General features: G+C 64.2%; 15 protein-coding genes. 9 read left to right on the forward strand and 6 right to left on the reverse strand.

Annotated elements, in window-relative coordinates:
• Positions 1-155 precede the first annotated feature (155 nt).
• The 5 genes from AC3WLP_RS02030 to gnd form a co-directional block, all read right to left on the reverse strand.
• The gene (locus tag AC3WLP_RS02030) at positions 156-776 is read right to left on the reverse strand and encodes a TetR/AcrR family transcriptional regulator (RefSeq protein ID WP_026031824.1); all 621 of its coding nucleotides are present in this window, start codon (positions 774-776) and stop codon (positions 156-158) included.
• Positions 776-1,132 (reverse strand): VOC family protein, encoded by a 357-nt coding sequence (locus AC3WLP_RS02035; RefSeq protein WP_003251273.1) that lies wholly within the window; start codon positions 1,130-1,132, stop codon positions 776-778. Before AC3WLP_RS02035 ends, AC3WLP_RS02030 begins: the two co-directional genes overlap by 1 nt.
• A gap of 66 nt (positions 1,133-1,198) precedes the next feature.
• The gene (locus AC3WLP_RS02040; protein ID WP_088512492.1) at positions 1,199-2,995 is read right to left on the reverse strand and encodes a glycoside hydrolase family 15 protein; all 1,797 of its coding nucleotides are present in this window, start codon (positions 2,993-2,995) and stop codon (positions 1,199-1,201) included.
• A gap of 115 nt (positions 2,996-3,110) precedes the next feature.
• Positions 3,111-4,616, reverse strand: a complete 1,506-nt coding sequence (gene zwf, locus AC3WLP_RS02045) for a glucose-6-phosphate dehydrogenase (protein WP_012051802.1) — start codon at positions 4,614-4,616, stop codon at positions 3,111-3,113.
• Entirely contained in the window at positions 4,613-5,620 is a 1,008-nt protein-coding gene (gene gnd / locus AC3WLP_RS02050) for a phosphogluconate dehydrogenase (NAD(+)-dependent, decarboxylating) (RefSeq protein WP_305887920.1), read from the reverse strand. Before gnd ends, zwf begins: the two co-directional genes overlap by 4 nt.
• A gap of 178 nt (positions 5,621-5,798) precedes the next feature.
• On the opposite strand from gnd, the gene AC3WLP_RS02055 reads away from it, so the two are divergent.
• The 8 genes from AC3WLP_RS02055 (at position 5,799) to AC3WLP_RS02090 (ending at position 18,253) form a co-directional block, all read left to right on the forward strand.
• The gene (locus tag AC3WLP_RS02055; RefSeq protein WP_014755950.1) at positions 5,799-5,966 is read left to right on the forward strand and encodes a DUF6026 family protein; all 168 of its coding nucleotides are present in this window, start codon (positions 5,799-5,801) and stop codon (positions 5,964-5,966) included.
• Positions 5,967-6,614: 648 nt separating this feature from the next.
• A complete protein-coding gene (glgA, locus tag AC3WLP_RS02060) occupies positions 6,615-8,174 on the forward strand; it encodes a glycogen synthase GlgA (RefSeq protein WP_088512494.1) in 1,560 nt (519 codons plus the stop codon).
• A gap of 14 nt (positions 8,175-8,188) precedes the next feature.
• Positions 8,189-9,931, forward strand: a complete 1,743-nt coding sequence (gene treZ, locus AC3WLP_RS02065; protein WP_088512495.1) for a malto-oligosyltrehalose trehalohydrolase — start codon at positions 8,189-8,191, stop codon at positions 9,929-9,931.
• Positions 9,928-11,997, forward strand: coding sequence for a 4-alpha-glucanotransferase (malQ, locus tag AC3WLP_RS02070; RefSeq protein ID WP_088512496.1), 2,070 nt, complete (start codon positions 9,928-9,930; stop codon positions 11,995-11,997). Before treZ ends, malQ begins: the two co-directional genes overlap by 4 nt.
• Positions 11,994-14,768, forward strand: a complete 2,775-nt coding sequence (locus AC3WLP_RS02075) for a malto-oligosyltrehalose synthase (protein ID WP_088512497.1) — start codon at positions 11,994-11,996, stop codon at positions 14,766-14,768. Before malQ ends, AC3WLP_RS02075 begins: the two co-directional genes overlap by 4 nt.
• 14 nt (positions 14,769-14,782) lie before the next feature.
• The gene (locus AC3WLP_RS02080; protein WP_012051796.1) at positions 14,783-15,049 is read left to right on the forward strand and encodes a DUF2934 domain-containing protein; all 267 of its coding nucleotides are present in this window, start codon (positions 14,783-14,785) and stop codon (positions 15,047-15,049) included.
• A 134-nt stretch (positions 15,050-15,183) separates the two neighbouring features.
• Positions 15,184-17,337 carry a glycogen debranching protein GlgX gene (gene glgX, locus AC3WLP_RS02085; protein ID WP_088512498.1) on the forward strand — a complete coding sequence of 718 codons (2,154 nt, stop codon included), beginning with the start codon at positions 15,184-15,186 and terminating at the stop codon, positions 17,335-17,337.
• Between the two features lie 121 nt (positions 17,338-17,458).
• Positions 17,459-18,253, forward strand: a complete 795-nt coding sequence (locus AC3WLP_RS02090; RefSeq protein WP_003251297.1) for an endonuclease/exonuclease/phosphatase family protein — start codon at positions 17,459-17,461, stop codon at positions 18,251-18,253.
• Between the two features lie 3 nt (positions 18,254-18,256).
• On the opposite strand, the gene AC3WLP_RS02095 is transcribed toward AC3WLP_RS02090, so the two are convergent.
• Positions 18,257-18,382: a hypothetical protein gene (locus AC3WLP_RS02095; RefSeq protein WP_256596039.1), complete on the reverse strand. Its 126-nt coding sequence runs from the start codon at positions 18,380-18,382 to the stop codon at positions 18,257-18,259.
• 188 nt (positions 18,383-18,570) lie between these two features.
• Between AC3WLP_RS02095 and AC3WLP_RS02100 the strand changes: the two genes are divergently transcribed.
• The gene (locus AC3WLP_RS02100) at positions 18,571-19,647 is read left to right on the forward strand and encodes an autotransporter domain-containing protein (RefSeq protein WP_012051794.1); all 1,077 of its coding nucleotides are present in this window, start codon (positions 18,571-18,573) and stop codon (positions 19,645-19,647) included.
• Positions 19,648-19,664: the final 17 nt, after the last annotated feature.

Consider the following 19,664-nt stretch of genomic DNA (forward strand, 5'->3'; position numbering starts at 1 on the left):
CGCGGCCCCTGTGGGAGCGGCCTTGTGTCGCGACTGGGCCGCACAGCGGCCCCAGCAGTCTTTGCAGCGATACAGACATCGAGGGGCCGCTTCGCGGCCCGATCGCGACACAAGGCCGCTACCACAAAAAGACCACGTCCACCTGGAATGCCGGATCACGGCGCCAGCCCTATTCCCCGCAAGATCACGCTGGTCACCGTCTGCACCGCATTCTCGAAGGCCATGTCAGACAGCACCTCGCCGCCGTTGAGCAACTGCACCTGGTAACCAAAGTCAGCATAGTGCTGGGTAGACGCCCAGATCATGTACAGCAACGCCGAAGGCTCTACCGGCAGAATACGCCCCTCTTCCACCCAGCAGCGGATCTTGGCTTCTTTCATCTTCGCCCAGGGCACCAGGCTTTCGTCGAGGTTCACCCCCAGCACCGGCGCCCCGTGCAGCATCTCTTCGGCCCAGATTTTCGAGCCCAGCGGCCGCGAGCGCGAATGGCCCATCTTTGCCCGGATGTAGCTGGTCAGCACCACACGCGGGTCGTCGAAGTTCTCGAAGCACAGGGCGTCCTGCTTCCACACATCCAGCAGGTCCTGCAGCACCGCGCGGAACAGCTCGTCCTTGGTGCTGAAGTAATAATGCAGGTTGGAGCGTGGCAGCTCAGCCTGCTCGGCGATATCACCCATGGAGGTGGCGCCATAGCCCTTCTCGGCAAACACCTTTTCCGCCGCTTGCAGGATTTTTTCGATATTGCGTCGGCGGATTTCGATCTTGTGATTGGCCATCAGGCTTGGGCCGTCCACACCGCCAGCTCATAACCGTCCGGGTCGATGAAATGAAAGCGCCGCCCGCCGGGGAAGGCAAAGGTCGCCCGGCTGATTTTCGCCCCGGCAGCTTCGATCCGCTGCTGCGTGGCCTCCAGGTCGTCAGCGTACAGGATGACCAGCGGCCCGCCCGGGCGCACCGGCTCACCCGTGGTGAAGCCCCCCGTCAACCGGCCATCGCTGAACTCGGTGTAAGTCGGCCCGTAGTCGGTGAACGCCCAGCCAAACACACTGCCATAGAAGGCCTTGCTCCGTGAGATGTCGCTGACATTGAACTCGATGTTGTCGATCTGCCGGTCAGTACCGCGAATGCCCATGTATGCTCCGTGCCGAAAGGGTTTGGCCTAGTCTACTCCGGTCAAGGCAGTCGCCCTACTCATTCGCTACCCACAACGCGCCCGGTCGCGCGCCGGGCACTGTGCGCGGTGCAGATTCAGCGCGGTGTTGATGATGCCTATCTGGCTGAAGGCCTGGGGGAAGTTGCCGAGCATGCGCTGGCCGGCCGAGTCGTACTGTTCGGCCAGCAGGCCGAGGTCGTTGCACAGGCCGGTCAGGTGTTGGTACAGCGCTTCGGCTTTGCCCTGGCGCCCCAGCAATACATAAACGTCAGCCAGCCAGAACGAACACACCAGGAAGGTGCCCTCTCCCGGCGTCAGGCCGTCGCTGCAGCTGTCACTGTCATAGCGCAGCAACAGGCCGTTCTTCATCAGACGCTGTTCGATCTGTTCCAGGGTGCGCATGAAGCGTGGGTCATCCGCCGGCAGGAAGCCGGTCAGGGCGATCTGCAACAGGCTGGCGTCCATTTCGGTCGAACCATAGGCCTGGACGAAGAACCGGCCGCTGGGGTCCAGGCCGTGCTCGCACACGTCGCGGTGAATTTCGTCCGCCACCTGGCGATAATGCTGCCCGCGCTCGCGGCCTTCTTCTGTGGTGTCGGCCAGCCCTGCGGCGCGGTCGAAGGCGACCCAGGCCATCACCTTGGAGTGCACGAACTGCTGCCGGCCGCCACGCACTTCCCAGATGCCCTCGTCCGGCTCGCGCCAGATGCGTTCGACATAAGGCAATATCAGGCGCGAAATGGCGGCGCCGCGCGGGTGACGGGGCAACCCGCCCCTGATCGCCTGAGTCATCGCATCGGCCAGTTCGCCATAGATGTCCAGTTGTGTCTGCGCCGAGGCGGCGTTGCCCACCCGCACCGGCTGTGAATGTTCATAACCGGCCAACCACGGCAAGGTGTACTCCTGCAGGTCACGCTCGCCAGCCAGGCCATACATGATCTGCATCTGCTCGGGGTTGCCGGCCACCGAGCGCAGCAGCCACTCGCGCCAGGCCTGGGCCTCGTCGAAGTAGCCAAGGTTCATGAAGGCCAGCAGGGTCATGGTCGCGTCGCGCAGCCAACAGAAGCGGTAGTCCCAATTGCGCTCGCCCCCCACACGCTCAGGCAACGAAGTGGTGACGGCAGCGACAATACCGCCGGTGGGGGCGTAGGTCATGGCCTTGAGGGTGAGCAGCGAACGACGCACCAGGGCGGTATATGGCCCTACCTGCGGGCAGCGGTCGGCGAAGGCCTGCCATTGCTCACAGGTGTTTGCCAGGGCGTGGTCGATGTTGCAGTCAGGCTGCACCGACAAGTGCGAGGGCTGGTGACGCAGGCTGAAGACCTGGCGCTGGCCCGTGCTGACGCGAAAGCGGCAGCCGGTATGATGGTCGCGGGCTTGCGGGGGCACGGTGCTGCACAGGATCAAACGGTCAGGGCCGGCGACGGCACTGAGGGTCAGTGGGTCGAGCCGTTCCACCCAGGGCACGCTGCGGCCGTAGTCGAAGCGCATGACCAGGTCCATTTCGAAATGGGTTTCGCCAGACAAGCCTTCGACGATGCGCACCACCGAATTGACTTCGCCCAAGGGCATGAAGTCGAGCACCCGGGCACGACCGCTGGCGGTGACCCAGGTGGTTTCCAGCACCAGGGTGTCGCCCAGGTATTGGCGGCTGCTGTGCGTTACCGGTTCGCAAGGGGCCAGGCGCCAGCGGCCATTTTCTTCGTTGCCCAGCAGGGCCGCGAACACGGCGGGGGCGTCGAAGCGTGGCAGGCACAGCCAGTCCAGCGCGCCATCGCGACTGACCAGCGCCGCACTGCGGCAGTTGCCCAGCAGGGCGTAGTCTTCGATGTGGGCAGGCATTGAGTCTCCTTTGTGTGGTTGCCTGTGCTGCCCGCTTCGCAGGTGCCTGAGGGAATGGAATGCCCTGCAGGCGCGGGCTTGCCCGCGAAAGGGCCGGCACAGGCTTGCAAACCTCTCACCCCAACCGGTGCCACTCCCGCTTGTCGCGGGTCAGCAATTCATTGCCGGCCTCAGGCCCATCTTCGCCAGCCGAGTACTCATGCACTTCGCCGCCCTGGGCCCAGGCATCGAGAAACGGCTGCACCGCTCGCCAGCCGTTTTCGATGTTGTCAGCCCGCTGGAACAGGGTCTGGTCACCGGTCAGGCAGTCATAGATCAGCGTCTCGTAGCCAGTGGCCGGGGTCATCTTGAAGAAGTCCTTGTAGGCAAAACCCAACTCGACATTCTCCATCACCAGCTCTGGCCCGGGCCGTTTGGCTTGCAGGTCGAACCACATGCCTTCATTGGGCTGGATCTGGATTTTCAAGTAGTTGGGCTTGGGCCGTTCCAGTTCCGACTCACGAAACTGCGCATACGGTGCGGGCTTGAAGCAGATGGCAATCTCGGTGTCACGCACGCTCATGCGCTTGCCGGTGCGCAGGTAAAATGGCACGCCGGCCCAGCGCCAGTTGTCGATCATCACCTTCAGCGCCACGTAGGTCTCGGTCTGGCTATCCGGCGCGACGTTGGCCTCCTGCCGGTAGCCTGGCAACGGCTTGCGCCCCTGCTTGCCAGCGCTGTACTGGCCTCGCACGGAGTTCTTCAGGGCCATTTTTGCCGACCATGGGCGAATAGCACCGACCACCTTGGCCTTTTCACCGCGCACCGCATCGGCGCCGAACGCGGCCGGCGGCTCCATGGCCACCATCGCCAGCAACTGGAACAGGTGGTTGGGCACCATGTCGCGCAGGGCGCCGGTGCTGTCATAGAACGCACCCCGGGTCTCGACACCGACGGTTTCCGCTGCGGTGATCTGCACGTGGTCGATGTAGTGGTTGTTCCAGAACGATTCGAACAGGCCGTTGGAAAAGCGGCTGACCAGAATATTCTGCACCGTCTCTTTGCCCAGGTAATGGTCGATGCGGTAGATCTGCCGCTCGCCCATCACCTTCAGCAGGCAGGCGTTGAGCGCCTCGGCGCTGGCTAGGTCGGTGCCGAACGGTTTTTCAACCACCACCCGGCGAAAGCCGCCGGCAGACTCGTCCAGCAGGCCGGCCTGCCCCAGGCGCTGCGCCACCTCGGGGAAGAAGCGCGGCGACGTGGCCAGATAGAAAATGGCATTGCCGTGGCGGGTCTTGTCGATGCGCCTGGCCAGGGCCTGGTAGGTGGCCGGATCGAGAAAGTCGCCCGTCTGATAGTCCAGGCGCTTGGCCAGGCGGGCCCATAGCTTCTCGTCCAGGCACTTGGCGCTGCCCTCGCTTCCTTTGTCACGCTCGACCATGAACGCGTGCAGGCGCGCGGCGAAATCCTCGGCGCTGGCCGGGTTATGGTCGACGCCGACGATGCGCAGGTTACGGTCCAGCAAACCGTCGCGGCTGAGGTTGTACAGCGCGGGCATCAGCAGGCGCTTGACCAGGTCGCCATTGGCGCCGAACAGGAACAGGGTACAAGGAGGGGCGGCCGCAAGGGTCTGTTTAGTCATTCGCCTTTCTTCTCGACGTGGCCACCGAAGCCCAGGCGCATGGCCGAGAGGATCTTGTCACCGTAGGTGCCCTGTTGCTGGCGCGAACGGAAGCGCGCGAACAGTGCGCTGGACAACACCGGCACCGGCACCGCCTGCTCGACGGCGGCGTCGATGGTCCAGCGGCCTTCGCCACTGTCGGACACCGAGCCACTGAATTGCGACAGCTGAGGGTCGGCCACCAGTGCATCAGCGGTGAGGTCGAGCAGCCACGAGGTCACCACGCTGCCGCGTCGCCACACTTCGGCAATTTCGGCCACGTTCAGGTCGAAGCGCTGGTCTTCGGGCAGCTCGCTGCCGCCTTTGCTGCGCAGCAGGTCGAAGCCTTCGGCATAGGCCTGCATCAGGCCGTACTCGATACCGTTATGCACCATTTTCACGTAGTGCCCGGCGCCCGGTGGGCCGGCATGGATATAGCCGTGCTCCGCACGCTGGTGCTCGCCGCTGCGGCCATGGGTACGCGGGATGTCGCCCACGCCCGGCGCCAGCGCCTTGAACAGCGGCTCGAGGCGCTCGAACACGTCCTTTTCGCCGCCGATCATCATGCAGTAGCCGCGGTCCAGGCCCCACACGCCGCCGGAAGTCCCGACGTCCAGATAATGCAGGCCGCGCTTGGCCAGTTCGGCGGCGCGGCGCATGTCGTCCTTGTAGAAGGTGTTGCCACCGTCGATGATCGCATCGCCCGGTTCCAGCAATTCGGCCAGCTGGGCGATAGTCTGCTCGGTGGCGTCGCCAGCCGGCAGCATCACCCAGACCGCGCGCGGCGCTTTCAGCTTTTGCACCAGTGCACCGAGGTCATGCGCGCCCTGGGCGCCTTCGCCCTCCAGGCCGGTGATGGCTTCACGGTTGCGGTCGTGCACCACGGTGCGGTGACCGGCGCGCATCAGGCGCCTTGCGATATTGCCGCCCATACGGCCCAGCCCGATGATTCCCAGTTGCATGAGCCAATGCTCCCTTTTCGAAATGGATGACGACAGTCCAGCTTTTCAGATTAGTCCAGCATGCCGCCCGAGGGTTCAGCGACGAACGGCAAGACCACAATAAACAAAAAAGTTCCCAAGCCCGGTGAAAGAATTCAGAATGCGCCCCGCGTGAAGCGTCTACGCTTTGACTTGTCACCAGCCAAAACCGCGAGGTGTGCTCATGGGTACATTGATGCCAGCAACCCCACCCCAGACCCTCTATGTCTCCGTGCGCCGTGATGAGCTGCGTAAACTGAAGGACGAACGTGACCAGCTGCGTCAGCAGGTTGCCCAACTGAACCTGCTGTTGGCGCAACAGCGCACTGACGATAAAGCGGTCAGCCTCTGATCGATTCCCATGCCGCCTGTGGGAGCTGCATAGCTCCCACCCGATCCTGAAGCCAGTCACCGTCTTTGAACCCTATCGGGCAACCGAAGCGGCCTTGTGCCCAAAAAGGGCCAGCACTGAAGCAGAATCCTGCGCCCATACCCACCTCTTCGCAGCCTAAAGCCACGCTTACGCCTACGCACCCAAACGGTGCATTGCGCGTAACGAGCCACAATTTGGCGCAGCTCGAAACCCCTCTGCCCCACACTCGCCCCCCCCTTTTCGCAACCCGTCACAAACGCCAACGTTTGCGTCTATTGCGCACATAACAATAGTGACCAGTGGGTCACCTTTTTAGCACTTTCTCTCCTACACTCAGTTTTCGGCCCGCCATTTGCTCAATGGAAGAGTGACCCCAAAAAAGTCGAACTTTCAGGAAACCCGGCAGGTCATGAACATAAGTAGGCCAGACGCATCGGGCTATTCCCGATCCTCGGCCCACACACCCCAACCAGTCCAAGCGCCTTCGGCCGGAATGCTGATCGCGTAGTGCCTGCGCGCACGACCCTGGGGCATGGAACGCACTAAGCAGATTCAAACTAGAGAGAACCAGCACGAAACATCGCCACGGGTGCCAGCACCCGACCAAGCATAGGGACGGAGAGAAGTATGATCAGTGCCGCTGTCGAGCCTCACGTAGACGCTTTCAAACCGGATAACCGCGAGCCGCTCACCCCGGATTTCGCCACGACAGGCAAGGCACCCGGCGCCCAGCGCCAGCAAAACCCGAACATGCGCAAGATTCTGTTCGTGACCTCGGAAATCGCTGATCTGGTGAAAACCGGTGGCCTGGGTGATGTGTCCGCTGCCCTGCCCCGTGCCCTGGCGCACCTGCACGATGTGCGGGTACTTATCCCCGGCTACCGCCAGGTGATGGAAAGCGACAACCCTATACATATCGTGGGTGAACTGGGCGGCCATGCGGCCCTGCCGCCCTGCAAGATCGGGCGCATGGACATGGCCGACGGCCTGGTCATCTATGTGTTGATCTGCCCCGAACTGTACCAGCGCGACGGCACACCCTATGGTGCCAACAATGGCCGCGACTGGCCCGACAACCACATCCGCTTCGCCCGCCTGGGCCTGGCTGCCGCCGAAATCGCTGCCGGCGAAGGCAAGATCCACTGGACGCCGGAAGTGGTGCACGCGCATGACTGGCCCGCCGGCCTGGCCCCCGCCTACATGCACTGGCGCGGCCTGAATACGCCCACGCTGTTCACCATCCACAACCTGGCGTACCAAGGTGTGTACAGCCGCGGTTGCAGCCCGGAGCTGGCGATACCCGAACATGCCATGCAGCAAGAAGGCATGGAGTTCTACGGCAAGCTGTCGTTCCTCAAGGCCGGCCTGGCCTACTCCAGCCACATCACCACAGTCAGCGCCACCTATGCCCGGGAAATCACCACCCCGGAATTCGGCTGCGGCCTGGACGGTTTCCTCGCCAGCAAGGCCCAGCAAGGCCTGCTCGGTGGCATCCCCAACGGCATCGACGAAAGCTGGGACTCGGCCACCGACAAGCACCTGCAACACAACTTCAGCATCAATGACTGGGAGGCCAAAGCGCGTAACACCCAGGAGGTGCGCGAGCTGTTCGGCCTGGAAGATTCCGAAGGCCCACTATTCGCCGTGGTGTCGCGGCTGGTCTATCAAAAGGGCCTGGACCTGACCTTGGGCGTGGCCGACTACATCGTCGAGCAAGGCGGGCAGATCGCGATCATCGGCCGCGGCGAGCCGGAAGAGGAACAGGCCATGCGCGAGCTGGCGCTGCGCCACCCGGGCCGCATCGGTGTGCGTATCGGCTTCAATGAAACCGATGCCCGGCGCATGTTCGCCGGCAGCGATTTCCTGCTGATGCCATCCCGCTATGAGCCGTGCGGCCTCAGCCAGATGTACGCGCAACGCTTCGGCTCGCTGCCGGTAGCACGCAATACCGGTGGCCTGGCCGACACCATCGAGTGCGGCGTAACGGGCTTCCTGTTCAACGAGTCCACCGTCGAGAGCTACCGCGAGGCACTCAGCCGCGCCTTCTATGTATACGGCAAGAAGGACCTGCTGAACGCCATGCGCTGCCTGTCGATGACCCAGCCGTTCAACTGGTGCCAGGCGGTTGAACCCTATGCCCGCCTGTACGAGGACCTGGTCAAGCAGACACAACTGAGCCATTACTGAGCGGGGGTCGGAAGATGCACAGACATGGCGCACACTTGCTGGACGCCACGTCGGCGCGCTTCGCCCTCTGGGCGCCGGATGCGCGCAGCGTGAGCGTGGAACTGGAGCAGCAGCCGGCCATCGAACTGCTGCCGGATGATGAGGGTTGGTACAGCGGCGTGGTGCCATGCAAGGCTGGTGACCGTTACCACTACCGTATCGACGGTGAGCTGCAGGTGGCCGACCCGGCCTCGCGCTACCAGCCCGACGGCGTACACGGGCCAAGCCAAGTAGTGGATGTGGCCGGTTACGCCTGGCAACACCCATGGCAGGGCCGGCCTTGGCATGAGGCCGTGATCCAGGAGGTGCATGTCGGCCTGCTCGGGGGTTATGCCGGGGTTGCCCAGCAACTGCCGCGCCTGGCCGAACTGGGCATCAGCGCGATCGAGCTGATGCCGCTGGGGCAGTTCCCCGGCGAACGCAATTGGGGCTACGACGGCGTACTGCCTTACGCCCCACAGAACACTTACGGCAGCCCCGAGCAGCTGTGCGCACTGGTCGACCAGGCCCACGGCCACGGGCTGATGGTGCTGGTCGATGTGGTGTACAACCATTTCGGCCCCGACGGTAATTACCTGCACCAGTACGCCAGCCCCTTCTTCCGTGAAGACCGGCAGACACCCTGGGGCGCGGCCATCGACTTTCGCCGCCCGCAGGTGCGCGAGTACTTTATCCAGAATGCCCTGATGTGGCTGTGCGACTACCGCTGCGACGGCCTGCGCCTGGATGCCGTGCATGCCATCGACCAGCCCGATTTCCTGATCGAACTGGCCCAACGGGTACGCGCCGCCGTAGAACCGGGCCGGCACGTGTGGCTGGTGCTGGAGAACGAGCACAACCAGGCAGGCCTGCTGGAACAGGGTTACGATGCCCAGTGGAACGACGACGGCCACAATGCCCTGCACGTGCTGCTGACTGGTGAAACCGAAGGTTACTACGCCGACTACCAGCATCGCCCCATCGACCAACTGGCCCGGTGCCTTGGCGAAGGTTTCGTGTTCCAGGGCCAGGCCAACCGGCATGGCAAACCACGCGGCGAACCCAGCGGGCATTTGCCGCCCAGTGCCTTCGTGCTGTTCCTGCAGAACCACGACCAGGTCGGCAACCGCGCGCTGGGTGAGCGCCTGACCCGCCTATGCCCCGCGCCAGCTTTGCGTGCAGCCACCGGCCTGTTGCTGCTGGCCCCCATGATTCCGCTGCTGTTCATGGGCGACGAAGCCGGCAGCTGCCAGCCGTTCCTGTTTTTTACCGACTTCCATGACGCGTTGGCCGACGCCGTCCGCGAAGGCCGTCGTGGCGAGTTCGCCCACTTCACCGCGTTCGCCGACCCCACGCAGCGTGAGCACATTCCCGACCCCAACGCCGAACAGACGTTCGCGTCCTCACGCCCGCAAAACAAGGCGGTGATCGCCGGCTGGCACGGCCTTTACCAGCAACTGCTCGACCTGCGCCGCCGCCACGTCATCCCGCACTTGCCCGGCAGCCGTGCGCTGGGCGCCGAGGTGCACGCAGACAAAGCGCTGACCGCGCGCTGGCGGCTGGGCAATGGCAACACACTGCGCATCGACCTGAACCTGGCCGACACCCCGCAGGCGGTCGAACTGCCCGCGCCATCCACACGGCTGTTCGACAGCAGCGACACCCGCCACCCGGATACCCACCTGGCTGCCTACAGCTGTGTGGTCAGCCTGCTTCCCCCTGCCCAGGAGCGCCCATGAGCGAAACCGCCCTGCACCGTCTGGCAACCAGCGTCGGGCTGAACCGCGACTGGATTGACGCCAATGCCAGGCCCCAGCGTGTCAGCGACGACGTGCTGCGCAACGTCCTCGAAGGCCTTGGCCACCCGGCCGGCGATGACGCGGCCGTTGCCGCCAGCCTGCGTGCGGTGGAAACCGCCGAAGACAGCGAACACCTGCCGCCTTTGCTGACCGCCGACCTAGGCCAGCCGCTGGCGCTGGCGCGCTACTTCAGTGCCGCCAGCGTGGCCCACTGCACCCTGGAAGATCACACCTCGGTCACCCTCAGCCTCGATGACCAGGCGCGCCTGCCCGGCGAACTGCCCATCGGCTATCACCAGGTGGAAATCGACAGCCGCCGCTTCACCGTGGCGGTGGCGCCAACACGCTGCCACAGCCTGGAAGACAAGGTGCAACAGCCGCCACCACGCTACTGGGGCCTGGCAGTGCAGCTGTACAGCCTGCGCCGCCCCGGCGATGGTGGCTTCGGCGACTGCCTGGCGCTGGAGCAGTTGGCCCGCTCGGCCGCCGAGCGCGGCGCCGATGCCTTGGCTATCAGCCCGATTCACGCCCTGTCGGCCATCGACCAGGAACACTACAGCCCCTACTCACCGTCCAGTCGCCTGCTGCTCAACACCCTGTACACCAGCCCCGCAGCCCTGCTGGGTGAACGGGAGGTGCGCATGGCCATCGAAGCCTGCGGGCTGGAGCAACAACTCGAAGAGCTGGAGCAGCGCCCTCTGGTCGACTGGCCACGCGCCGCCAGCGCCCGGCTGCGTTTGCTTGAAGCGCTTTATCAAGGCTTCAGCCAAGGCGACCACCCACTACGCACTGATTTTGACAGCTTCCGCGAAGCCGGCGGCCAGACGCTGGAGCACCACTGCCGCTTCGAGGTGCTGCAGGCCCAGGCGGTGGAGCACGGCCTCGGTGCCGACTGGCGCAACTGGCCCAAAGCCTGGCATGACCCCTACCACCCGGAAGTGGAGGCTTTAGCCAATGCCTACCCGGCCAAGGTCGAGTTCCACGCGTTCTGCCAGTGGCTGACCGAACGTGGCCTGCAACGTGCCCACGAAGCGGCCCGCAGCAATGGCATGGCCGTGGGCCTGATCGCCGACCTGGCGGTGGGCGCCGACGGTGCCGGCAGCCAGGCCTGGAGCCGCCAGGACGAACTGCTGGCCGGCCTGAGCGTGGGTGCGCCGCCCGACATCCTCAACCACCTCGGGCAAGACTGGGGCATTTGCGCCTTCTCGCCCGAGGGCCTCAAGCGCAATGGCTATCGCGCCTTCATCGAGATGCTGCGGGCCAACCTCGCCCACGCTGGCGGCCTGCGCATCGACCATGTGATGGGCCTGCGCCGGCTATGGCTGATCCCGCAGGGGGCCAAACCCAGCGAAGGCGCCTACCTCGATTACCCGCTAGACGACCTGTTACGCCTGCTGGCGCTGGAGTCGGTGCGTCACCAGGCGATCATCCTCGGCGAAGACCTGGGCACCGTGCCCGACAGCCTGCGTGAAAAGCTGGCCGAGAAGGCGGTGCTGGGCATGCGCGTGCTGCCGTTCGAGCAGACCCAGCCGGGCCAGTTCAAGCCGATTCTCGACTGGCCAGACAATGCCCTGGCCACAACCGGCACCCACGACCTGGCGCCACTGGCCGGCTGGCTGGCAAACCGCGACATCGACTGGAGACACCGCTTGCAACTGATTGATGCTGCTGCCGAATTGCACTGGCGACACGAGCGTCAGAAAGAACGCGACGGCCTGCGCCGCATCCTGGAGGCCAACTACGGCGAACTGAAGGACAACGACGCGCTGATCGATGCGGCCATCCGCTTCGTTGGCCATACCCGTGCGCCGCTGGTGCTGGTACCGCTGGAAGACCTGCTGGGCTGCGACGAGCAACCCAACTTGCCGGGCACCACCAATGGCCATCCCAACTGGCGGCGGCGCTTTGCCCTTCCAGTACGCGAACTGCTCGACGATGAGGACGCCGCACGGCGCCTGGAGCTGCTGGCCCAGGCCCGCGAACAGGCGTGGGAGCGTGACCGATGAAGCCACTGACCGCGACCCTGCGCCTGCAATTTCACAGCGACTTCACCCTCGATCACGCTGTACCGCTGGTGCCGTATTTCGCCCAGCTGGGCATCAGCCACCTGTATGCCTCGCCCATCCTCAAGGCCCGCGCTGGCTCGCGCCATGGCTACGACGTGGTCGATCCTACCTGCGTCAACCCGGAGCTGGGCGGCGAGGCTGCGCTGGAGCGCCTGGTTGCCGCCCTGCGCCAGCATGGCATGGGGCTGATCCTCGACACGGTGTCCAACCACATGGCCGTGGGCGGTGCCGACAACCCTTGGTGGCAAAGCCTGCTGGCCTGGGGACGGCGCAGCCCGTATGCAGCGTTCTTCGACATCCAGTGGCACTCCAGCGACCCACTGCTGGCCGGGCAACTGCTGTTGCCGTTCCTCGGCAGCGACTACGGCGTGGCGCTCAAGAAGGGTGAGATACCGCTGCAGTTCGACAAACAGCAGGGGCTGCTGCAAGTGGCCCATTACGCGCATCGTTTCCCGATCTGCCCGGTCGATTACGGCTGGATTCTCGCGCTCAGCCCAGAGCCTGCGCTCAAGGTGCTGGCCGAACGCTTTACTGCTTTGGGCGACTCGGCCAACCCGCTGGCCGAGAGCCTGCCACTCCAAGCCGAACTGGCACGCCTGGTGCGCGAAGGTGCCGACCTCGAATCGGCCCTGGTGGCCTTCGACAGCCGCAGCGAGGCCGGTTTCAAGCGCCTGCACCTGCTGCTGGAGCGCCAGACCTACCGCCTGGCCAGCTGGCGCACCGCCGCCGACGACATCAACTGGCGGCGTTTCTTCGACATCAACGAGCTGGGCGGCCTGCGCGTGGAGCGCGCCGTGGTGTTCGAAGCCACCCATGCCAAGCTGTTCGAACTCATCGAGCGCGGCCTGGTGGACGGCCTGCGCATCGACCATATCGACGGCCTTGCCGACCCGCGTGGCTACTGCCGCAAACTGCGCCGGCGGGTTGATGGCCTGCTGGCGCGGCGGCCGCTGAATGCAGGGCTGGAGCACTTCCCCCTGTACGTGGAAAAGATCCTGGGTGCCGACGAGCACCTGCACCGCGACTGGCTTACCGACGGCACCACCGGCTACGAGTTCATGAACCAGGTATCACTGCTGCAGCATGATCCGGCCGGCGAAGTGCCGCTGAGCGAACTGTGGAGCAACGTCAGCGAGCGCCCGGACTTCCCTGAAGAAGTGCGCCAGGCCCGTCACCTGGTGCTCAACGCCAGCCTGGCCGGTGACTGCGAGTCGGTGGCCCAGGCACTGTTGCAGGTGGCGCGCAACGACCTGATGACCCGTGACCTGACCCTGGGCGCGATTCGCCGGGCCTTGCAGGCGTTGGTGGCGCATTACCCGGTTTACCGAACCTACTTCAATGCCTGCGGGCGCCCGGCGCAGGACGAAGCGTTCTTCCAGCAGGCCCTGACCAACGCCCGGCAAGACCTTGCCGAAGCCGACTGGCCGCTACTGGACCAACTTGAACGGTGGCTGGGCGGGCAAGCCTGGCGGCACCTGCCACCCGGGCGCGCCCGCAAGCAACTGCGCCACGCCTGCGTGCGCTTCCAGCAGCTCACTGCCCCCAGCGCCGCCAAAGCCGTGGAAGACACCGCCTTCTACCGCAGCGCGCGGCTGCTGTCGCGTAACGACGTGGGTTTCGAGGCCGAGCGCTTCAGCGCACCCCCCATGCATTTCCACAACGAGGCCCAGCGGCGCCTGCGCGATTTCCCCGACAACCTGCTGACCACCGCCACCCACGACCACAAGCGCGGCGAAGACACGCGTGCACGCCTGGCCGTACTCAGCGAGCGCGGCACGTGGCTGGCCAGCCGGGTGGAGCACTGGCGTGAGCTGGCCGCCCCCCTGCGCGCGCAGTTGGACGACGGGCTGGCACCCAGCCCCGGCGACGAGTTGATGCTGCTACAAACCCTGCTCGGCAGTTGGCCCTTGGACCTCGACCTGAACGACGACAATGCCCTGCGCCAATACGCCGAGCGTGTTCGCCAGTGGCAGCAGAAGGCCCTGCGCGAGGCCAAGCTGCGCAGTAGCTGGAGCGCACCGAACGAGGCCTACGAAGGCGCCTGTGCTCATTACCTCGACGGCCTGCTGCTGGACAGCGAGAACCAGCAACTGCGCAAGTCGCTGGCCGACGCGGCGCAGCTGCTGGCCTGCCCCGGCGCACTCAATGGCTTGGTCCAGGCCCTGTTGCGCATGACCACACCCGGTGTGCCCGACGTCTACCAGGGCAACGAATACTGGGACTTCAGCCTGGTCGACCCGGACAACCGCCGTGCCGTGGACTACGCGTCGAGGCGTCGCACGCTGGACGACGCCACGCCGGCAGCCGAGCTGCTGGCGCACTGGCGCGACGGCCGCGTCAAACAGGCCTTGATCGCGCGGGTGCTGGACTGCCGCCAGGCCCACGCCGAGCTGTTCCGCCGCGGTGCCTACCTGCCACTGACCGTACAGGGCCGGCACGCTGACAAGGTCATTGCCTTTGCTCGCCTGTGGGAAGGCGAGCACGCCATCGTCGTCGCCCCGCGCCTGGCCAGCGGCCTGCTCGGAGGTGCCGCTACACCGTTGATCCCGGCACAGAACTGGGACGACACCCGGCTGGTATTGCCGTTTGCCTTGTCACCTGCCAACTCGACGGGACTTTTCGCCTGTGCGGCGGTCAGCTCTTCAAAGGAGTTGCTGTTGAGCGCCGTGCTGGCGGAGTTTCCGGTCAACGTGTTGATACAACAATCTTGAGCATCAGGAGCGTCATGATGAGTGTCGATGAAAAGCGTATTCGCGAATTTGCCTACCAGATCTGGGAATCCGAAGGTAAGCCCGTAGGAGAGGAAGAACGCCACTGGGAAATGGCCCGCAAGCTGGCCGAGGCCGAAGCACTGGCGCCCAAGGCAGCCCCGCGCAAGAAAGCAGCGGCCAAGCCGAAGGCGCCTGCAGAACCCAAGGCGGCTGCCCTGCCGGGGGTTAAACCCGCCGCAGCGAAAAAGCCCCGGGCGGTAAAAAAGCCTACTGCCGGTTAAGCCTGTCCTGGCCTCTTCGCGGGTAAACCCGCTCCTACAGGCACCTGTGATGACCTGTAGGAGCGGGTTTACCCGCGAAGAGGCCATGCCGGACAGCCCAAATCCCCCTCCATCACGGCCACTCGAGGATCGTCATGAGCCCCCGCACCCCAAAGAAAACCCGTTCGGTCGCACCATCGCGCATCCGCGAAGGCATGCCCTTCCCCCTCGGCGCCACCTGGGATGGCCTTGGGGTCAACTTCGCCCTCTTCTCGGCCAACGCCACCAAGGTCGAGCTGTGCCTGTTCGACTCCACGGGCGAGCAGGAAATCGAGCGCATAGAGCTGCCCGAATACACCGATGAGATCTACCATGGCTACCTCCCCGACGCTCACCCCGGCCTGGTCTATGGCTACCGGGTGTACGGCCCCTACGAGCCGGAAAACGGCCACCGCTTCAACCCCAACAAACTGCTGATCGACCCGTATGCCAAGCAACTGGTCGGCAGCCTGAAATGGTCCGAGGCACTGTTCGGCTACACCATCGGCCACCCGGACGGTGACCTGTCGTTCGACGAGCGCGACAGCGCGCCTTTCGTGCCCAAATGCAAGGTCATCGACCCGGCGTTCACCTGGGGCCGCGACCAGCGCGTGCAGATCCCATGGGAGCGCACGATCATTTATGAAGCGCATGCCCGCGGCATCAGCATGCGCCACCCGGCTGTGCCTGAAGAACTGCGCGGCACCTTCGCCGGCCTGGCCAACGACGAGTTGCTCAAACACATCAAGGACCTTGGCGTGTCGAGCATCGAGCTGCTGCCGATTCACGCCTTCGTCAACGACCAGCACCTGCTGGACAAGGGCCTGAACAACTACTGGGGCTACAACAGCATCGCCTTTTTCGCCCCGCACCCGCGCTACCTGGCCAGCGGCAAGATCGCCGAGTTCAAGGAGATGGTCGCGCACCTGCACGACGCCGGGCTCGAAGTGATCCTGGACGTGGTCTACAACCACACCGCCGAAGGCAACGAGCGCGGCCCGACCCTGTCGATGCGCGGCATCGACAACGCCTCGTACTACCGCCTGATGCCGGACGACAAGCGCTACTACATCAATGACTCCGGCACCGGCAACACCCTGGACCTGAGCCACCCCTGCGTGCTGCAGTTGGTCACCGACTCGCTTCGCTACTGGGCCGGCGAAATGCACGTGGACGGTTTTCGCTTCGACCTGGCGACCATCCTTGGCCGTTACCACGATGGCTACAGCGAGCGTCATGGCTTCCTGGTCGCCTGCCGCCAGGACCCGATGCTGAGCCAGGTCAAGCTGATTGCCGAACCATGGGACTGCGGCCCCGGCGGCTACCAGGTGGGCAACTTCGCCCCGGGCTGGGCGGAATGGAACGACCGCTTCCGCGATACCGCACGCGCCTTCTGGAAAGGCGACGAAGGCCAGTTGGCCGATTTTGCCGCCCGCTTGACCGCCTCGGGCGACATGTTCAACAACCGCGGGCGCCGACCCTATTCCTCGGTCAACTTCATCACCGCCCACGATGGTTTCACCCTGCGCGACCTGGTGTCCTACAACCACAAGCACAACGAAGACAACGACGAAAACAACCAGGACGGCACCGACAACAACCTGTCCTGGAACTGCGGCGTCGAAGGGCCGACCGACGACCCGGGGATCAATGCCCTGCGCATGCGCCAGATGCGCAACTACTTCGCCACCCTGCTGCTGGCCCAGGGCACGCCAATGATCGTTGCCGGCGACGAGTTCAGCCGCACCCAGCACGGCAACAACAATGCCTACTGCCAGGACAGCGAGATCGGCTGGGTGAACTGGGACCTGGACGAGGAAGGCCAGGAGCTGCTGGCCTTCGTCAAGCGCCTGACGCGTCTGCGCCTGGCCTACCCGGTGCTGCGCCGCTCACGCTTCCTGGTGGGTGACTACAATGAGGCAATTGGGGTCAAGGACGTGACCTGGCTGGCACCCGATGGCAACGAGATGAGTGTTGAGCAATGGGAAGACCCACACGGGCGTTGCCTGGGCATGCTGATAGATGGTCGGGCACAGGTCAGCGGTATCGCCCGGCCAGGTGCCGAGGCCACCGTGCTGCTGATCGTCAATGCCCACCATGACGTGGTGCCATTCAAGCTGCCGGCCGTGCCCGAAGGCGATTACTGGAGCTGCTTGGTCGATACCGACCGGCCGGAGTTGCGCAAGGGGCAGCACCTGCAATTCGACAGTACCTTCGAGGTGAAGGGCCGGTCGATGCTGCTAATGGTGTTGCAGCGCGACGAGGAGTGAACCGTGATAACCCAGGCAGGTCTTACGTTTTGATCGCTACGCCATACCTGTGGGAGCGGGTTTGCCCGCTGCCACAGGTTTTAGCGGCGACAGTAAGGCAGGGTTAACTTCAGGAGGATTTGTGAGCCTCGAAGCCGGCAGTAATGGTTTCGCCAGCGTCAGCCAGGCCCCAGCCGTGAAACGCCTGCGGGTACTGACGGTGAACACCCACAAGGGCTTCACCGCCTTCAACCGGCGCTTTATCTTGCCAGAGCTGCGCGAGGCCGTGCGCAGCACCCAGGCCGACATTGTCTTCCTTCAGGAAGTGCTCGGCAGCCACGACCGCCACGCCGCGCGCTACCCCGGCTGGCCACAGACCTCGCAGTATGAATTCCTCGCCGACAGCATGTGGAGCGACTTTGCCTACGGCCGCAATGCGGTCTACCCTGACGGCCACCACGGCAATGCGCTGCTGTCCAAATACCCGATCATCGAGCACCGCAACCTGGACGTGTCGATCACCGGCCCCGAACGCCGCGGCCTGTTGCACTGTGTGCTGGAGGTACCGGGGCAAGGCCAGGTGCATGCGGTCTGCGTGCACCTGTCGCTGCTGGAAAGCCACCGGCAAAAGCAGCTGCAGTTGCTGCGTAAACTGCTGGACGCCCTGCCGGCCAACGCCCCGGTGATCATCGCCGGCGACTTCAACGACTGGAAAAGCCACGGCAACCGCACCCTTGGCCTGCAACGTGACTTGCACGAAGCCTTCGAACGCCACCACGGCCACCTCGCCCGCACCTATCCTGCCCGCCTGCCACTGCTGCGACTGGACCGCATTTACCTGCGTAATGCCGAAAGCCATGGGCCGCGGATTCTGGGGCACAAACCTTGGTCGCACCTGTCAGATCACCTGCCGCTGGCAGTTGAAGTGCGGCTTTAGCAATCATTCTTCATAGCCACGGCAAAGCAAATAGCGATCCCCGCTATACCCTGCTGTTTTTACCAATAAAACAACAGGTTGAGCGTTACGACGTACCTTGAACACTTCCTTCACGCTTTCTTGACGCAAGCGGCGACCTCTCCTTAGCTGAACAATACCAAGCTGTAAAAAACTTGCGCCGGGCCTCTAGCTCGCGCCTTCGTGCGCGTTTGCGATAACTGGCGTACTGGTTTGGGTCGCCCACTGTTTTTGCCGTACAGCTCGTGACAACAGGCCAGATTTCTCGGGCTGCACCACAAAAACAAAGGAGATCCGCCATGAAAAGCACCTCGAACCCCTTGCGCTTCGACAGCATTTTCTACGCGGTTTCCACGTCGCTGCTTCTGGCAACCCCGGTGGAAACGATCGCGTACGAACTGCAGGGTGACCCCACCTCCCCCGGCTTTCTGCAGCAACCTTTAGCGGCGCAACTGTCGCTCGACCCGCTCAGTGCCAGCGGGTTGAGTCTCGGCACCCTCAATGCGTTTTCGCAGCAAATGAGCGAACGCCACCGGCAGGCGCCACCTGACCTGATTGCCAGTCAATGGGCGCAGTTCTTCCCCACCAGTGCGCGCGGCCGCGCGCTGCCCCCGGCACAGCTGGAGGCGCCCAGCCAGCAACTGATGATCGGCCCGGACCTGTTCGTGCGTGAAACAGCAGCGGGCGATGTGCACCGCGCAGGGATTTTCGTGGGGCACAACAACCTGCAAAGCAGCTTCAAAGGCATGCGCCCTCTGCTGGGCGACAAGCAGCGCAAAGCGGTGAACTTGAGCGGAGAAAGCCTGGGGGTGTACTGGAGCATGACCCATGAACAGGGTTGGCACCTGGATGCCGTGGCCATGGGCTCGCGGATCGACGTGATGGGCCGTGGCGAAAACGGCCAGCGCCTGGACGACAGTGGCCATGCAATGACCTTCTCGGTAGAGGGCGGTTACCCGATCCGCCTGGGTGGCAACTGGGTCATCGAACCCCAGGCACAGTTGATCAACCAGCAGTTCTTCCCTGGCAACCAGGTGCAGGAGGAGACCTTGCAAGCCTTCGACAGCCAGCCGAGCTGGAGCGGCCGGGTCGGTGCCAAGTTGTCCGGGCGCTACGAAGTGCGCGGCATGCCCATCGAACCCTATGTGCGGACCAACGTGTGGTATGACTTCAGCAATGCCGATGAGGTGAAGCTGGACCAGGTCGACAAGATTTCCAGCTCGCGCTACTCGACTACCGTGGAGTTAGGGTTGGGGTTGGTGGCGCGGGTGACGCCTTCGGTGGCCATGTTCGTCAGCGCCGATTACAGCAGTGATGTGGATGACAATGACCTGAACGGGTTGATTGGCAGCCTTGGGGTACGGATGCGGTGGTAGGCAGGGCCGGCCTCTTC

The sequence above is a fragment of the Pseudomonas sp. FW305-E2 genome (genome assembly GCF_058782925.1).

Excerpts from the sequence above, each read along its gene's own strand:
- AC3WLP_RS02030 (WP_026031824.1), bottom strand. The coding sequence starts at position 776 with ATGGCCAATCACAAGATCGAAATCCGCCGACGCAATATCGAAAAAATC.
- AC3WLP_RS02035 (WP_003251273.1), bottom strand. The coding sequence starts at position 1,132 with ATGGGCATTCGCGGTACTGACCGGCAGATCGACAACATCGAGTTCAAT.
- AC3WLP_RS02040 (WP_088512492.1), bottom strand. The coding sequence starts at position 2,995 with ATGCCTGCCCACATCGAAGACTACGCCCTGCTGGGCAACTGCCGCAGT.
- zwf (WP_012051802.1), bottom strand. The coding sequence starts at position 4,616 with ATGACTAAACAGACCCTTGCGGCCGCCCCTCCTTGTACCCTGTTCCTG.
- AC3WLP_RS02055 (WP_014755950.1), top strand. The coding sequence starts at position 5,799 with ATGGGTACATTGATGCCAGCAACCCCACCCCAGACCCTCTATGTCTCC.
- glgA (WP_088512494.1), top strand. The coding sequence starts at position 6,615 with ATGATCAGTGCCGCTGTCGAGCCTCACGTAGACGCTTTCAAACCGGAT.
- treZ (WP_088512495.1), top strand. The coding sequence starts at position 8,189 with ATGCACAGACATGGCGCACACTTGCTGGACGCCACGTCGGCGCGCTTC.
- malQ (WP_088512496.1), top strand. The coding sequence starts at position 9,928 with ATGAGCGAAACCGCCCTGCACCGTCTGGCAACCAGCGTCGGGCTGAAC.
- AC3WLP_RS02075 (WP_088512497.1), top strand. The coding sequence starts at position 11,994 with ATGAAGCCACTGACCGCGACCCTGCGCCTGCAATTTCACAGCGACTTC.
- AC3WLP_RS02080 (WP_012051796.1), top strand. The coding sequence starts at position 14,783 with ATGATGAGTGTCGATGAAAAGCGTATTCGCGAATTTGCCTACCAGATC.
- glgX (WP_088512498.1), top strand. The coding sequence starts at position 15,184 with ATGAGCCCCCGCACCCCAAAGAAAACCCGTTCGGTCGCACCATCGCGC.
- AC3WLP_RS02100 (WP_012051794.1), top strand. The coding sequence starts at position 18,571 with ATGAAAAGCACCTCGAACCCCTTGCGCTTCGACAGCATTTTCTACGCG.